Origin of the sequence: Sphingomonas sp. (assembly GCF_029239295.1) — a bacterium.
Classification (GTDB): domain Bacteria; phylum Pseudomonadota; class Alphaproteobacteria; order Sphingomonadales; family Sphingomonadaceae; genus Sphingomonas.
Genome location: NZ_JAQZBC010000006.1, coordinates 195268 through 210057 on the forward strand (window position 1 = coordinate 195268; position 14790 = coordinate 210057).

The following is a 14790-nucleotide window of genomic DNA, read 5'->3' on the forward strand; positions in this document are numbered from 1 at the left end:
CCCGTTCCCGTCGACGGAAAGATCGCGCCCGGTTCTGATCATTTGTCCCGCCGCTTGATCGTAACGGCGGAATTGCGCTGCACCGGCACCTGGATGCGGGGATCTTCGATATTGCCCGGCACCGGGGCCGACGGGATCGGCGCCGCCGCCCCCATGTAATCGCGCACCAGTTCATCGATCGACGGCTCGCGCGTCGGATCGTGCATCCCCTGTTGCAGCCGCAGATAGCCATAACGCTGCTCGGTCACCCGGCGGTTGTCCTCGGGCGTCCGCAGAATGGTGGGGCGGATAAAGACCATCAGGTTCGTCTTCGTGCGCTGCTTGCCCTTGGATCGGAACAGGTTTCCGAGCACTGGAATGTCGCCCAGCAGCGGCAGTTTTTCCAGTGTCCGTCGCTCGTCGTCGCTCAGCAGCCCGCCGATGATGGCAATCTGGCCGTCGTCAACGGTCAGCGTGGTCTCCACCTCGCGCTTGTTCAGGATAAGGTCGGAATTGTCGTCGCTCACCGGCCCGGCGATCGAGCTGACCTGCTGGTGCAGGAACAGCTTGATCGATCCGCTGGAGTTCACCTGCGGCCGCACCTCCAGCTGGATGCCGACATTCTCGCGCTGAACGGTGCGGAACGCATTGTCGAAATTCTGGCTCAGCGCCTGCCCCGTAGTGATCGGGATTTCCTGTCCGACGAGGATGCGTGCTTCCTGATTGTCGAGCGTGATGAGGCTCGGCGCCTGGAGAAGGTTCGACGTCGTGTCTGATTTCACCGCATTGATGATCGCGCCGAACACGGTGTCGCCGCCCAGCGTGCCGCCATAGCCGCCGAATGCCCCGCTGGCGCCCAGCACCGAATTCAGCGCCTGTTGCGCCAGCGCGTCCGCGGCCGGGTTCGGGGTGTTGGTGGTCGTGCGCGTCCCGTCGGCGCCGACCACGGTGGTGGACGTCCCGCCAAACTCCCGCGCCGCGATCGCACCCGCGATGGTCAGCAGGCTGGGCGCGGTGTTGGAGAAACTGGTTGCGCCAAATGCGCCCCCTGACAGGCTGCCCAGCAGGAACTGGAAGCCCAGCCGGCTCGCCGTCTGGTCCGATACTTCCGCCACGATTGCTTCCACCAGCACCTGCTCGCGCCGGGTGTCGAGCTGCCGCACCACCTCGCTCAGCTGGCGCTGAATGTCGGCCGGGGCGGCAATCACGATCGCATTGGCGCCGACGAAGCGAGTCACCACGGCAGGCGCGCGGCCGCCCTGCGCCTGTACCGCCGCCGTCCCGCTTCCACCGCCGCCGCCGGGCGCGCTCTGGCTCTGCGTCTGCCCCGCGGTATTCACCGTCGGCTGGCCGGAGGAGCCGCCGCTATTGGTGGAGGCCCCGAAGTTCGATTGGCTCAATTGGTTCTGCGGGATCGTGTCCGGCGCCTGCCCGACAAGCTGCTGCAACACCGGCAACAGCTGCGCCGCATCGGCATGTTCCAGGAACACGACGCGGATCTCGGTGCCGCTCTTCGCCTTCTGATCAAGGTCGAGCGCGACCTGCGCGAGCCGGCCGACCGTGCTCGGATCGCCGCGCAGCGCGACCGAATTGGCGCCCTCCACCGCAACCACGCTTGCCGTCGCGGTCTGCCCCTGCGCCGGGGTTCCGATCAGGCCCTGCAGCGCGGTGGCTATATCGCGTGCACCGGCATTCTTCAGCGCGATGACGCGCGTCGAACTGTTGTCGGTGTCGATCCGCCGCAGCACTTCACGCACACGCCGGACATTGTCCGCAAAGTCGGCGATGACGATCGAGCTGCCCGCGCGATTGGCGCTGACCGATCCCTGTGCCGACACCAGCGGCCGCACTGTATCTACAGCCGATTGCGCATCGACTGAGCGCAGCCGCACGATTTCCGTGACGAACTGATTGCGTGCCGCGCCAGCGCTGCCGATCCGCCCGGGATTGGCGGCGGCATTCTCGACCGGCTGGACGCGCAGCGCGCCATTGGCGGTCGGCACCGTGACCAGGCCGTTGGCGCGCAGCGTCGACAGGAACACCTCGAAATATTCCGATCGGCTGAGCGGCCGGTCGGTGACGACCGTCACCTTCCCTTGCACCCGGCTGTCGATGATGAAGGTACGTCCGGTGACCTTCGCGGCATCGGCGATGAACGCCCGAATATCCGCGTCGCGCACGTTGAGCGTCGTTTGCGCCTGCGCGGGCGCAGCCAGCACCAGGGCCAGTGCCGACGTCAGGATCCAGTGCCTCATTGTCCCGTCACCTGAACGCTCAACCCCACCGTCTGCCCTCCTCGTTCGACCGTCAGGCCGATCGTGCCCCCGCCAGAGAATTGGGCGGACAACCGCTCGATATCACTGGGCCCCTGCACAGGCCGTCCGCCGATCTGAGTCACCACATCGCCATCGCGAAGGCCGGCCGCCCGGAACGCGCCACCCGAGCCGGCGGGACGCACCACAAGTCCGCTCATCCGCCCCCCTTCGATCCGCGGCACGAAGCCGATCTCGCTCTGAAATTGCTGCACCGTAATCCCTGAAGCGGCCGTCGGCGCGACCGCAGCTTGCGCCGCGCCGGGCGCCGGCGTCGCTGTCGTCGCTGCCCCGCCCGATTGATCGAGGAACAGATCCTCTCGAGCGCCGGCCCGTTCCAGCGTGACGTGATCAAACGCCACCGCGCGCAGCACGACGCCCGGGATTATCTCCTCGCCCACCGCCACGCTTTGCTGCACCCCGTCGGGCCCGGCGAGGATCGCGGACCCGCGCCCCGTCGCTTCGTCGATGCGCGTGCCGAACAGCTTGAGCTGAAGCGACGTCACCACTGCCGGGCCGCCGCTCGCCGCGCCGCTGATACGATAGAATGGGTCGAAACCGCGCAGAACCTCGCCCGGCGCGATCGGCAGCACCAGCCCTGCAGGGCGCCAGTCGCCCAACGGCGTAACCGGGGTCACCACCGTCCACACCAGCCGCGCGCCCTGGACGGCCAGCGCCCCCAGCAGCAGCAGCTCGGCCAGCGAATACACGTTCGCCACGGGAATCCGCCGCAGAAGCGCTCGCGCACGAGCGTCGAAACTCAATCGCATGTGCTTGCCAATCCCCGCCCCGCCGCCGCTATGTCCGTGATGTTACAGCGGCATTGCAGCCAAGTGTAATAATTCCGCACTGGCCCGTCGCGCCGCCTGATGGCAGACATCGCCACCATGCACGCCGCCCCCCCAGATCCTGCGCTCGCGTCCGGTTTGGATGGCAATGCAGTGGTCGCGCGACTTAGCGGGGTGGCCGGGGTGCAGCGCGTTCCCAGCCCCAAGGCCAACCTGTTTCTGCTCCGCGACTTCCTCGATGCGGAGACCTGCTCAGCACTGATCGCGCTGATCGATGCCGATCGGCGTCCCTCGACCGTGTCCGATGCCAATGGCGATTCGGCCTATCGGACCAGCGAGACCTGCGATCTGTCCGCGACTCACCCCGTCGTCCGCGATGTCGAGGATGCCTTGGCGCGGCTGACCGGGATCGATCCGATCTATGGCGAACCGCTCCAGGGCCAACGCTATGCGATCGGGCAGGAGTTCAAGGCACACACCGATTATTTCGAACCCAATGGGATGGATCTCCACCGCTTCTGCGATGTGGCTGGCAATCGCACCTGGACCGCGATGGTCTATCTGAACACGCCGGAGGCCGGCGGAGCGACTCGCTTCAAGGCGATCGACAAGACGATCCAGCCGGAGGCGGGAAAGCTGGTCGCCTGGAACAATCGCCGGCCGGACGGGACACTCAACCCGGCGACGATCCATCACGGGATGAAGGTGCGCGCCGGGGTGAAATACGTCATCACCAAATGGTTTCGCGAACGCCCCTGGGGCTGACGCGCCCCGCGCCGTCGATTGCCTCGCCCATCAGCGACCCCGCGCGCCTAACCGGCCTCACGAGGTCGCTCCTGGACGACATCAGAACGTGACGCTGGCCCCCAGCGTGAACAGGCGACCCTGTTCGAACCGGTTGATGTAGACCCGGCGCCCGCCGTCGAACGTCTGATATTCCTGGTATTTGGTGCCCGACAGGTTGCGGGCCTCACCCTTGATCTCGACCTTCGTACCAAGGAAATCGACCGTCTGGCGCGCGACGAAGTCCACCCGGATGCCCGGCCGTTCGATGATGTCCGGCTGAAAACCGACACCGCCCAGCAGCGATGGGCCGCGGTTGGTCACGCGGTCGCTGGCGTAATTGAACAACAGCGTCAGCTGGGTTTCATTGTCCTTGTCCTCATAACCCAGCTGAAGGTTCACCAGATGGTCCGACTGGCCGGTCAGCGGTGCGCCGTCGCGGAACTGAAGGTTGGCCGGTGCGAAACCGGCCGGGCATCCGCCAAGCGATACGCCCAGCACGCTTGGCACGCATTCCGCATTCGCCGTGATCTTTGACTGGGTGTAGGTGTAATTGGCGATCAGCACCGCGCGCTTGCCGCCCATGCTGTCCGAGATGAAGTCGAGCGGAAAATACTTCTGCGCTTCGAACTCGGCGCCCCACAAGGTCGCCTTGGGCAGATAGGTGAAGCCGGTCTGCAGCCGTGCGTCGGGCGTTGGATAGAAACCGACCTGCTCGATCGGATTGTCGATCCGCTTGTAGAAACCTGCCGCCGTCAGGCGCTGGTCACGGTCAAAGAACCATTCGTAGCGCGCTTCCAGATTGTAGAGCTGCGAATCCCGCAGCAGCGGATTGCCGAAGAACAGCCGGTCCGATTCGAAGTCGCGGAACGCCTGGGGTGCGAGTTCGCGGAATTGCGGACGTGCGATCGTCTTCGCCGCGGCTAGGCGCAGCTGCATATCCGGCGCAAAATTCCAGGTCAGCGTCGCCGCCGGCAGGAAATAGTCGTTGTTCAGCCGGGTCGATACCGCCGCCAGCGGAGTCACGCTCTGCTTTGCGGTCTCGTACCGCACGCCGATGATCGCGCGAACGCCATCGATCGCTTCCGCTTCCGCCTGCACATAGCCGGCGTGGATCCGCAGGCTGGCGTCATATTGCGTCGACCCGTTCAGTCCCGCATCGAATCGTAGCTGGACGGCGTTGCTCGCCGGGGTGCCCGTGGTCGCGACTGGGCAGCCGTTCAGCACGTCGGGCGACAGCAGATAATCGGGGCGAAACAGGTTGCACGGGAACGGGATCGCCCCGCCAGCGACGGTCTGGTAGGTGTACGGCAGACGGGTCGAGGTTCGCTCGTTCTGCGAGTAGTAATAACCCGCCGACAGGGTGAACGGGCGATCACCCGGCAGCTTGTAGCTGACGTCCGCCTGGCCTGAATACAAATCCTCGTTCAGCTCGCTGAATACAACGGTCGCGAACCGGCCGAAGGAGTTGCTGGCCTCCCAGGCACCCGGGCATTGCAGCTCCGTTCCGCCAACCGAATTGGTGCCGGTAACGTTGTAGCTGGTGTTGCAATTATAGACGAACTGCCGCTCGTACGGCGAATTGCGCTTCGAATTGGCATAAGCGCCGCGCACATCGACTGACAGATCCTCGATCGGCTTGAACTCGCCCACCAGCTGCGTTTCGATCAACTGGCGCTCGAACCAGTTGGTGTTCTGCTGGAACAGCGGATTGCCCGACGAATTGTTGTACACCGTCGCGGCCGATGCCCGGCCCTGCTTCAGCGTGTCGTGGATGTAGACGTTGGTCCAGCGGATGCGGTTCTCGTCGAATTCGTAACCGAAACCCAGCATCCCGTTCACCACTGCGCGCATGTCGGTGATGACGGTGTCGAAATCGTTGCGCAGCGTGCCGTCCTCGCTGATCGTATCCTGCTGCAACGTGGCGCGGGTGCGCCAGGTGTTGGACACGCTGCCGGTGGCGATCATGCCGACGCGGCCCGCCCCCAGATCGCCGGTCAGCCCGACGTTGATATCGGCGGACCAGTTCGCCGGCAGATCGTTGTTGCGCTGGAGCAGCGTGGTGCGCGCATTGGAAAGCTGCGCGACCTGAGCGGTCGGAATGATGCCGCTGCCGTTCGCGCCGTTGCGGATAAAACCCGGCACCTTGCGCTCGCCATTGTCATAGCCGAGCCAGTCGGTCTTCGACCCGTAATAGGTGTAGCCCAGCTTGCCGGTGGTCTGCGTGTCGATCCCGCCCGATGCGCCGACGGTGACGAAATTCTCGTCCGGAATGGCCTTCGTCGTCAGGTTGATGACGCCGCCGCCGAACTCGCCGGGATAGTTCACCGAATAGGTCTTCTGGACCAGCGCCGAGCCGACGATCGTCGTCGGGAAGATGTCCAGCGGTACCGTGCGCCGCAGCGGCTCGGGGCTGGGCAGCGGCGATCCGTTGAGCAGCGCGGAGGAATAACGATCGCCCAGGCCACGCACGAAGACATAGCCGTTGCCGACCACCGACAGGCCGGTGACCCGCGTCAGCGCGCCGGCGATATCGCCTTCACCGGTGCGCGCGATGTCGGCGCTCGACAGCACATTGATGACCTGCGCGGTCGACCGGACGGTGTTGGGGATGTTGCGCCCCACCACCACGATATCCCCGCCGGACGTGGCGTCGATCCCCGGCGCGGAAACCTCGGGCGACCGCTGCTCGGCATCCACCTGGGGCTCGGCAGAGGGCGCAGTCTGCGCGTCGGCAGGGTCGACACCGGTCGACATGGTGCTGGTGGCCGGCGGCCCGGCGGGCGTGCTTGTGGAGGGCGCGACCTGGGCCAGGGCAGCCGGTGCGACCAGCGTGGTCGTGAGAAGAAGCAGGGTGGAATAGGCGGTGCGCTGGCGCAGCATGGTCGGGCCTTCCGGTCAGATGGCAATGGGCGGGCCCGCGGCCGCGTCGAAACGCTTGCCGGGGCCCGCCTTGGTCATGGATGCCGAAGGAGGCTCAGCGGCCCTGGCACTGGAAATAGACCGAGTTGAAGGTCGGCGGGCCGACATCCTGCAGGTCTGCGTTAGCGGGCCGGATCGTGGTCCGGTTCGCGCCCTCGCCCGATCCTGCGACGATGTTGATGCAGGCCTGGCCAGCCGCTGCCTTCACCACGCCGTTGACGAAGGCGAAGTCCGCACCGCCACGCAGGCGGATCGCGGCCGGGGCCGACGGCGTCGTCTGGATGAAGGTGAAGTTGGCATAGCGGCCGAAGGTGCGCGGCAGCAGGTCTTCGGAGCCGTTCGAGTCGATCTCGGTCGCGAAGGAGTCGGCGGTGGTGCCCGACGGCTTCTGCGCGGCGATGATGAACTGCATGAACCCGCGCCATCCATTGTCGACGTCGAAGCCGTCATCGTCCGCGCCGGTCACCGCGAAATATTTGACGTTGGTGGTGCCGCCAAAGATCTCGATGCCGTCATCGGCCGAATTGTGGCTCTGCACATGGTCGATCGTGGTGCCGTTGCCGGTGCCGCCCAGCGTCAGGCCCTGCAGCTCATTGCCCTCGCTGATCGCGATGCCGGTGTAGCGCAGCTGCACGTACCGAAGCGTACCCGAATTGCTCGCCTGGTTCGGGCCACCATAGAAACGGCCGGTCACCCCCTCGATCGGGTTCTGGCAGCTGGTGCTGGTGCCGCCCGCATTGTTCGGGCCCGTGCCGGTAGCGCAGACCGCCGTCGGCGCCTGGCCCAGCATGATCAGGCCACCCCAGAAGCCCTGCGAGGCTTCAGACACGCCGTTGGCGGTCAGGTTCTGCTGCGCGGTGAAGATGATCGGGCTTTCCGCCGTGCCCACCGCGTTGATCTGCGCACCGCGGTTGACGAGGATCAGGTCGTTGGAGCTTTCGCTCGAATCCGCTGCCAGCACCACGCCCGGCGCGATCGTCAGGACAACGCCCGATGCAGCCCCGGTCGATCCGACGTCGGTGCCGACCTCGGTCTGCCCACGGAAGCGATAGAAGACGCCGGGGATCTTCGGCAGCGTCAGGCTGGCGTTGATCGTCTGCGGCAGGCGGCATGCCTTGAAGCCGCCAACGGTCACATTGTCGTCGATCGTGCCGGTCGGGCACGCCGTGCCGGCGGCCAGCGTGCCGATGTTCGGCACGGCGGTGCAGGCGGTGGTGGTGCCGCCGAAATTCGCCGACGTGGAATTGCAGGTCCAGCCCTGGAACGACGTGTCGTTCGGGCCATTCAGCGCGCCGACGAAGTTGGTGGCGGTGAAGAAGGAGTTGATCGTGGCGGGGTTCATCGCCGGGGTCAGCGACGTCGCGCTGGTCGGATAGACACCGTTCAGCCCGGCGAAGCCGTTGACGTTGTTGTTCGCGCCCGCGTTGACGATCGCCAGCTGCTCGTCAGCAGTGATCGTGACGCCGCTCTGCGTGGTCGCAAGGGCGAATTGCGCTGCGGTGATCGCGCCAGGCGTCGGCGTTCCGGTCGGCGTCGGGGAAGGCGTCGGCGCCGGCGTTACGATCACGTCGATATTGCCTGCGCCCGGCGAGGCGACGCCATCGGCTCCACCGCAAGCGGCCAGCAGAAGGCAGGCGGTGCCGGCAAGAAACTGATTGCGGCGGCTGAAGCTCAGCATGTCTCACTCCCGTTGAACTGAACGGTCCGTCCCCTGGACCGGAAGCGAGTCGAGCCGATTGCCCGCCGCCCTCCACAGCGCCGCTAGGCCCGGCGCGTGACAGCCGCGTGGAGGTTCAGAGACGTGATGGTGACGATGCTGTTTCGGATCCGTGACAGTCCTCGCGCGGGACTAGTCGTCGATGCCGAAGTTCAGGCTGCGCGACACGAGCGGATCGGCGACGCCGACCAGCAGATAGGCGACGAACTGCTTGGCCCGCTGCCACAGCCCGGTGGCCGCCATGTAGCGCTCCAGCGTGATCTCCTCGGACTGGGCGACCTCGCCATCGATATAACGGCGGACATGGGCGGCAAACGCCGGGTCATCGATCCGCAGCATCAGCTCCAGATTGATGAACAGGCTGCGCATGTCAAAATTGGCGCTGCCGACGTGCACCGCATCATCGATCGCGTACAATTTGGTGTGCAGCTTGGTCGGCAGATACTCGAACACGCGAATGCCCCGCCGCAAAAGCCCGCGATAGGTGAAGCGCGCCGCCGCGATCGTCGCGTTATTGTCCGACTTTCGCGCCGTCACAACGCGCACATTCTGCCCCAGCCGCCCTGCCCGATCGATCCGCCGCAGCAGATTGGGGCTGGGCGTGAAATAGGCCGCGATGATGTCGATGCGGCTCGCCTTGCTCATGTCGCGCCGGATCGCCCGAGCCCAGGGCGATAGCCGCCGGGTCGGCCCGCCGATCAGCCAGCGGACCGGGCCGCTGCCCTCGCTCCACTGCGACAGCGCCCGGTTCAGGTGGCGAAGCTTGCTGTCGTCGGACACGACCCAGGCGCGCAGCGCATCGAAATAGCCGCCGATGCGCGCCGCCGCCGGGCCTTCCATCAACAGCCCCAGGTCCCGCCACGCCTGGTCCCCGGCGGTGCCGAAATAATCGTCCTCGATGTTGAAGCCACCGATGATGATGCGGGGATTCTCGCTCTCGGCATCGGCGAGCGCCAGCTTCTGGTGATTGCGCAACAGGTAGCGCCGCCCGAGCCGCGGCACGAAGCGGCAGACGCGGACCCCGGCCGCGTCGAGCGGATCGAAGAAGCGCCGCTCGGCCGCATCGTCGCTGCCGAAACCGTCGAGGATCAGCCGCACGTCCACGCCGCGCTGTGCCGCCGCAATAAGTGCGTCGTTCACCTGCTGGCCTGCCTGATCGTCGGCATAGATATAGTATAGGATGCGCAGGGATTGGGTCGCGCCGCTGATCAGGTCGATCAGCGCGTTCAGCCGCTCCGGCCCCTCGACGAGCAGGGTCAGCCGGTTGTCAGCCACGGTGAAAGGCGCTGCATGATCCATCGGCCCGCCTTGGCCGTGCAGGGCCGCAGCGGCAAGGACGCGCTTTTCTTGACTTGCCCGCCCCCCTCGCCTAGATCGCCGTCCTTCATCCAGCGATAGTTAAGCGAAGGAAGCGTCTATGGCGCGCGTCACGGTCGAGGATTGCGTCGACAAGATCCCGAACCGGTTCGATCTGGTTCTGCTGGCAGCGCAGCGCGCGCGGCAGGTCTCGGGTGGCGCCGAACTGACGATCGATCGCGATCGTGATAAGAACCCGGTGGTCGCGCTGCGCGAGATTGCCGAGCAGACCGTCAAGCCGAAGGATCTGAAGGAAGCCGTGGTGCAGAGCCTGCAGCGCGTTCAGATCGACGACGAGGAAGAGGCGGACGCCGTCGGCTCGCTGGCCGCATCGGCAGAGGCGCTGCGTCTCACCGCCGCTGCTCCGCCGCGCAACCAGAACCTGGGCGCCGACTACGACGGCTGAACCAGCAATCGACCGGCGCAGCGATCTGCTGCACCAGCGATAGAAATCAAAAGAGCCGCGGCAATTGCTGCGGCTTTTTTTGTTGCGTTCCGCTCAGGTTTTGCCGCGCCGTCACGCACGCGGGTGCTTATTGCGGCGCATCAACGTGTCTCGATGTTCTGTGCGCGCCGCTGCGACACCGCGGGCCAACCCTGCGCCGCTAGGTTTAATCCCTTATCGCGACAGGTTTTTTCTTCGATAATTGTCTCTCTTCCGGCGCGTGGCGCACGAACCAGGGCGACCAGAATCGCGCTTGTCGGGAAGGAGAGACCCCCATGCCTGAAAGCGAGCAGCCCCCTGTATTGCACGAGGCCCGCCCCGCGCGGGGTGCCGACCGGCGCGACTTCTTCAAGCTTGCGGCCGCAGGCGCAGCCGTCGGTTTCGGCGCTGCCGGGCTGGCCGGGCGCGCCTCGGCGCAAACCGCTCCGGCCGCCGCGCCGAGCGACACCGATATCCTCAACTTCGCGCTGAACCTCGAATATCTGGAAGCGCAATTCTACAGCTTTGCCGCGATCGGCACCGGCATCCCGCCCGCGCTACTGCCGGGCACGCAAACGCAGGGCGCTGCCGTCGGCGGGCGCAAGGCCAATCTGCAGGATCCCGTGGTGATCCAATATGCGCGGGAAATCGCCTCGGATGAACTGGCGCATGTCACCACGCTGCGCCGGGTGCTGGGGTCCGCTGCGGTGGCGCAGCCTGCCCTCGACATCTCGCCACAGATCTTCACCGCCGCGGCGGTCGCCGCAGGCATCGATCTGTCGGCCTCGGGCGGCGTGTTCGATCCCTATGCCAGCGACGACAACTTCCTGCTCGCCGCCTACATTTTCGAGGATGTCGGCGTCACCGCCTACAAGGGCGCGGCACCGCTGCTCAGCAGTCCCGACAATGTCGATGGCGCGGCGGGCATCCTCGCGGCGGAGGGCTTCCACGCCGGGATCATCCGCGCGGCGCTGTACCGGCGCGGGGTGGAGGTTCCCGCACTGTGGACCGCGACCGACCAGATTTCGGCGCTGCGCAACCGCCTCGACGGCGACGTGTCTTCGGCAGGGCCGCCGCAACGCGTGGCGAACGACGATTCGGGCGTGTCGCCGGTGCAGACGCAATTCGGCCTCACCGCCAATTTCGTGCCCACCGACAGCAACGGGATCGTCTTCAGCCGCAACAGCGAACAGGTCCACAACATTGCGTACCTGACCCAGAATGCGGCCACCTCGGGCGGCTTCTTCCCGAACGGCACCAACAATCCGAACCCGGCGCTTCGTCGGTCGGGCGCGAATTGAGGAGGCGGCGATGAGCGACAAGATGGAATTCCTCGACCTCATGGAACGCGCCGAGACTCAGCGTCAGGCGCGCCGCAGCTTCATCCGCCTGTGCGGCGGGGCGGCGGCCATGACCGGTGGCCTGTCCCTGCTGGCGGCGTGCGATGACGATGATGACCCGCCGTTCCCGCCCCCGCCGCCGCCCGGGCCGGGCCCCTCTCCCACCCCGCCGGGGCTGACCGATGCCGACGTGCTGAACTTCGCGCTTCAGCTCGAATATCTGGAGGGCAATTATTACTCCTACGCCGTCTCCGGGCAGGGCATCCCCGCTGCACTGCAGACCGGTACCGGCGCGCAGGGCAATGTCGTTACCGGCACCGGGCCGGGCGCCGCCCGTCAGGTATCCTTCACCGATCCAGTGCTGCAGCAATATGCGCGCGAGATCGCCTTCGACGAGATTGGCCACATAACGTTCCTGCGCAATGCCCTGGGCAGCGCCGCCGTGGCACAGCCGGTCATCAACCTGTCGGGCAGTGCCACCATCACGGTCGGCAATACGACCCCGGTGGGTGCCTTCACCGCGGCGGCACGCGCGGCGGGCGTGGTAGGGCCGAACGCGATCTTCGATCCGTTCGCCAGTGACGAGAACTTCCTGATCGGATCGTATCTCCTCACCGATGTCGGGGTCAGCGCCTATCGCGGTGCGGCGCGGCTCATCACCAACAAGACGTTCCTGGAGGCATCGGCCGGCATCCTCGCCACCGAATGCTACCATGACGGGGTGATCCGGGCCGAGCTGTGGCGCCGCGGGTTGACCGCACCCAGCATCTACAGCGTGATCGCGCAGGTATCCGCCGCGCGCGACGCCCTCGATGGAACACCCGATCTCGATCAGGATATCGGCAATGCCAGCGTGGCGAACCTGATCCCTACTGATCCTGGCGGGCTCGTCCTTGGTCGCACCGCGCCGCAGGTGCTGAACATCGTCTATCTCAATCCCGCGTCGACGCAGGGTGGTGGCTTCTTCCCGACCGGCGTGAACGGCACGATCCGCAGCAGCGGCGGCCCATAGGCATTGGCCCACAGGCCAGTCGCGGCCGCATCACCTCACCGGGTGGTGCGGCCGCAGCCGTTCCTGGCGCTGATTACTCGGCGTCGCTCGCCTCGCCTGCCTGCTCGTCCGCCGAACCGTCGGCCGCTTTACCGGCGGTCCCGCGCCGCCCCTTGAAGCCCTGCGCCACGACGAACCATTCCACCGAACCCTTGCGGCTCGCCGGTGGCTTGGCATGTTTCACCGTCGCGAAATTCTTCTTCAACAGCGTCACCAGCGTCGAATCGGCACCCCCCGCGAAGACCTTGGCGACGAACGTCCCGCCCGGCTGAAGCACGCTGATCGCAAAATCGCTCGCCGCCTCGACCAGCGCCATCGTGCGCAACGCATCGGTCTGCGGATGGCCGACGGTGTTCGCCGCCATGTCGGACAGCACAATATCAGGCGCACCGCCCAGTTCGGCGATCAGCCGCTCGGGTGCGTCATCGGCCATGAAGTCCATCTGCAGGATCGTCACGCCGTCCAGCGGGTCGACCGGCAGCAGGTCGATGCCGACCACCGCCGCGTTCGGCACCTTGCGCCGTACCACCTGGCTCCAGCCGCCCGGCGCCATGCCCAGGTCAACGACGCGCTTGGCGCCGCGCAGGAAGCCGAAGCGCTCGTCCAGCTCGCTCAGCTTGTACGCCGCACGGCTGCGGAATCCCTCGGCCTTGGCGCGCTTGACGTACGGATCGTTCAGCTGCCGCTCCAGCCAGCGCGTCGACTGCGCCGTGCGTCCGCGTGCCGTCTTGACGCGCGTGCGAAGTCCGCCCCCGCCCCTCATGCCGCAGACGCCATCAGACGGCGCAGGATACCCTCGCGTATGCCGCGATCCGCCACGCCCAGCCGCTCGGCCGGCCACAGATCCAGGATCGTCTCCAGAATGGCGCAGCCCGCCACCACCAGATCGGCGCGCTCGCGGCCGATGCAGGGCAGCTTGGCACGCTCTGAAATCGGCAGATGCGCCAGCCGCTGGCTGATCGCCCGCATCGACGCCGCCGGCGCGATCAACCCGTCGACCTGCGCGCGATCATATCGGTCCAGCCCCAGGTGAACGCTCGCCAGCGTCGTCACTGTGCCCGATGTACCCAACAACCGCCGCGGCCCCTCCACCTTGGGCAGACGCGCCGCAAAGGGGGCGAAGCTTTCGCGGACCAGATTGCACATGCGCTCATAGGCGCTCGCCAGTCCCGACGCGCTATCGCCGCCGCCCGCGCTCTCGGTCAGCGACACGACGCCCCACGGCGCCGAATGCCAGTCGATCACCGTCGGCACCGTGGTCGACGTGTCGATCAGAACCAACTCGGTCGAACCCCCGCCTATGTCGAACACCAGCGCGGGCGCATTGCCCGGTTCCAGCAGCACATGGCAGCCCAGCACGGCAAGCCGCGCCTCTTCCTCTGCCGATATCACGTCGAGATGAATGCCCGTTTCCCCATAAGCGCGTTCGATGAACGCGGGTCCGTTGGTGGCGCGTCGGCACGCCTCGGTCGCGACCGACCGGGCCAGCGTGACGTTGCGCCGTTTCAGCTTGTCGGCGCAAATCCGCAGCGCGCCGATGGTCCGTTCGATCGCGGCGTCGGACAGCCGGCCGCTCGTCGCCAGCCCCTCTCCCAGCCGGACGATTCGCGAAAAGGCATCCACCACGGCGAAACCGTCGCCCTGCGGTCGTGCGATCAACAGCCTGCAGTTATTGGTGCCGAGATCCAGCGCGGCATAATGTCGCGCGAAATGCTGGCGAAAAGGGGCCGATTGGTGACCCTCCAGTGCCGAACGGGCGCGGCGATCGTCGCGCCGGTACGGCAGGTCGGCGTGATGATGCGCCACGTGCCGTCGTCTTTCTTTTGTTCTTCCGTCGCGGGTGGCCCGCTCGGTGCTTGGCGGCGAAGCTAGCGTGCGCTGGCCCCCACCGCAACCCGCACGCGCAATCAGGTGCTTGACCTCGCGGATAGGCGGGATTAGAGGCGCCCTCCTGTCGCTGCTTCATCGCTGCGACGCGGCTGATGCCCGATCCTCTAACGGTAAGAGAGCGGACTCTGACTCCGTCAATCAAGGTTCGAATCCTTGTCGGGCATCCACCTTTCTATCTTCGCCGGCGCACCAAAGGCCGCTGACGTTCCTGCTGGCAAGCCACCACGG

The 14790-nt window shown here is 66.3% G+C and carries 11 protein-coding genes and 1 tRNA gene; 5 read left to right on the forward strand and 7 right to left on the reverse strand.

From position 1 onward, the window contains the following. Positions 1 to 38: 38 nt before the first annotated feature. Complete coding sequence (gspD, locus tag K0S66_RS08120; protein ID WP_301074837.1) at positions 39 to 2234, reverse strand: type II secretion system secretin GspD; 2196 nt, start codon at positions 2232 to 2234, stop codon at positions 39 to 41. Then, positions 2231 to 3010, reverse strand: a complete 780-nt coding sequence (locus K0S66_RS08125) for a type II secretion system protein N (RefSeq protein ID WP_366520796.1) — start codon at positions 3008 to 3010, stop codon at positions 2231 to 2233. Before K0S66_RS08125 ends, gspD begins: the two co-directional genes overlap by 4 nt. A 150-nt stretch (positions 3011 to 3160) precedes the next feature. Here K0S66_RS08125 and K0S66_RS08130 point away from each other — a divergent pair, with 150 nt between their 5' ends. After that, positions 3161 to 3844 carry a 2OG-Fe(II) oxygenase gene (locus K0S66_RS08130; protein WP_301074839.1) on the forward strand — a complete coding sequence of 228 codons (684 nt, stop codon included), beginning with the start codon at positions 3161 to 3163 and terminating at the stop codon, positions 3842 to 3844. 81 nt (positions 3845 to 3925) lie between these two features. Here K0S66_RS08130 and K0S66_RS08135 read toward each other — a convergent pair whose 3' ends face one another. The 3 genes from K0S66_RS08135 to K0S66_RS08145 form a co-directional block, all read right to left on the reverse strand. Then, complete coding sequence (locus tag K0S66_RS08135) at positions 3926 to 6745, reverse strand: TonB-dependent receptor (protein WP_301074840.1); 2820 nt, start codon at positions 6743 to 6745, stop codon at positions 3926 to 3928. Between the two features lie 94 nt (positions 6746 to 6839). Beyond that, positions 6840 to 8462, reverse strand: a complete 1623-nt coding sequence (locus K0S66_RS08140) for a hypothetical protein (RefSeq protein WP_301074841.1) — start codon at positions 8460 to 8462, stop codon at positions 6840 to 6842. Positions 8463 to 8633: 171 nt separating this feature from the next. Further along, entirely contained in the window at positions 8634 to 9800 is a 1167-nt protein-coding gene (locus K0S66_RS08145; protein ID WP_301074842.1) for a phosphatidylserine/phosphatidylglycerophosphate/cardiolipin synthase family protein, read from the reverse strand. A 118-nt stretch (positions 9801 to 9918) separates the two neighbouring features. Here K0S66_RS08145 and rpoZ point away from each other — a divergent pair, with 118 nt between their 5' ends. The 3 genes from rpoZ (at position 9919) to K0S66_RS08160 (ending at position 12633) form a co-directional block, all read left to right on the forward strand. Then, positions 9919 to 10263, forward strand: a complete 345-nt coding sequence (gene rpoZ / locus K0S66_RS08150) for a DNA-directed RNA polymerase subunit omega (protein ID WP_046411514.1) — start codon at positions 9919 to 9921, stop codon at positions 10261 to 10263. A gap of 314 nt (positions 10264 to 10577) precedes the next feature. Further along, entirely contained in the window at positions 10578 to 11582 is a 1005-nt protein-coding gene (locus tag K0S66_RS08155) for a ferritin-like domain-containing protein (protein ID WP_301074843.1), read from the forward strand. Positions 11583 to 11592: 10 nt separating this feature from the next. Continuing rightward, positions 11593 to 12633 (forward strand): ferritin-like domain-containing protein, encoded by a 1041-nt coding sequence (locus K0S66_RS08160; protein ID WP_301074844.1) that lies wholly within the window; start codon positions 11593 to 11595, stop codon positions 12631 to 12633. A 73-nt stretch (positions 12634 to 12706) separates the two neighbouring features. Here the strand turns inward: K0S66_RS08160 and K0S66_RS08165 are convergent, their stop codons facing one another. Both K0S66_RS08165 and K0S66_RS08170 read right to left on the reverse strand, forming a co-directional pair. Further along, positions 12707 to 13435 (reverse strand): RlmE family RNA methyltransferase, encoded by a 729-nt coding sequence (locus K0S66_RS08165; RefSeq protein ID WP_301074845.1) that lies wholly within the window; start codon positions 13433 to 13435, stop codon positions 12707 to 12709. After that, positions 13432 to 14418 (reverse strand): Ppx/GppA phosphatase family protein, encoded by a 987-nt coding sequence (locus K0S66_RS08170; RefSeq protein ID WP_301074939.1) that lies wholly within the window; start codon positions 14416 to 14418, stop codon positions 13432 to 13434. Before K0S66_RS08170 ends, K0S66_RS08165 begins: the two co-directional genes overlap by 4 nt. 237 nt (positions 14419 to 14655) lie before the next feature. Between K0S66_RS08170 and K0S66_RS08175 the strand changes: the two genes are divergently transcribed. Next, positions 14656 to 14729 (forward strand) — tRNA-Gln (locus K0S66_RS08175). Positions 14730 to 14790: the final 61 nt, after the last annotated feature.

Coding starts and splice junctions, on each gene's coding strand:
- gspD (WP_301074837.1), bottom strand. CDS start 2,234: ATGAGGCACTGGATCCTGACGTCGGCACTGGCCCTGGTGCTGGCTGCG.
- K0S66_RS08130 (WP_301074839.1), top strand. CDS start 3,161: ATGGCAGACATCGCCACCATGCACGCCGCCCCCCCAGATCCTGCGCTC.
- K0S66_RS08135 (WP_301074840.1), bottom strand. CDS start 6,745: ATGCTGCGCCAGCGCACCGCCTATTCCACCCTGCTTCTTCTCACGACC.
- K0S66_RS08140 (WP_301074841.1), bottom strand. CDS start 8,462: ATGCTGAGCTTCAGCCGCCGCAATCAGTTTCTTGCCGGCACCGCCTGC.
- K0S66_RS08145 (WP_301074842.1), bottom strand. CDS start 9,800: ATGGATCATGCAGCGCCTTTCACCGTGGCTGACAACCGGCTGACCCTG.
- rpoZ (WP_046411514.1), top strand. CDS start 9,919: ATGGCGCGCGTCACGGTCGAGGATTGCGTCGACAAGATCCCGAACCGG.
- K0S66_RS08155 (WP_301074843.1), top strand. CDS start 10,578: ATGCCTGAAAGCGAGCAGCCCCCTGTATTGCACGAGGCCCGCCCCGCG.
- K0S66_RS08160 (WP_301074844.1), top strand. CDS start 11,593: ATGAGCGACAAGATGGAATTCCTCGACCTCATGGAACGCGCCGAGACT.
- K0S66_RS08165 (WP_301074845.1), bottom strand. CDS start 13,435: ATGAGGGGCGGGGGCGGACTTCGCACGCGCGTCAAGACGGCACGCGGA.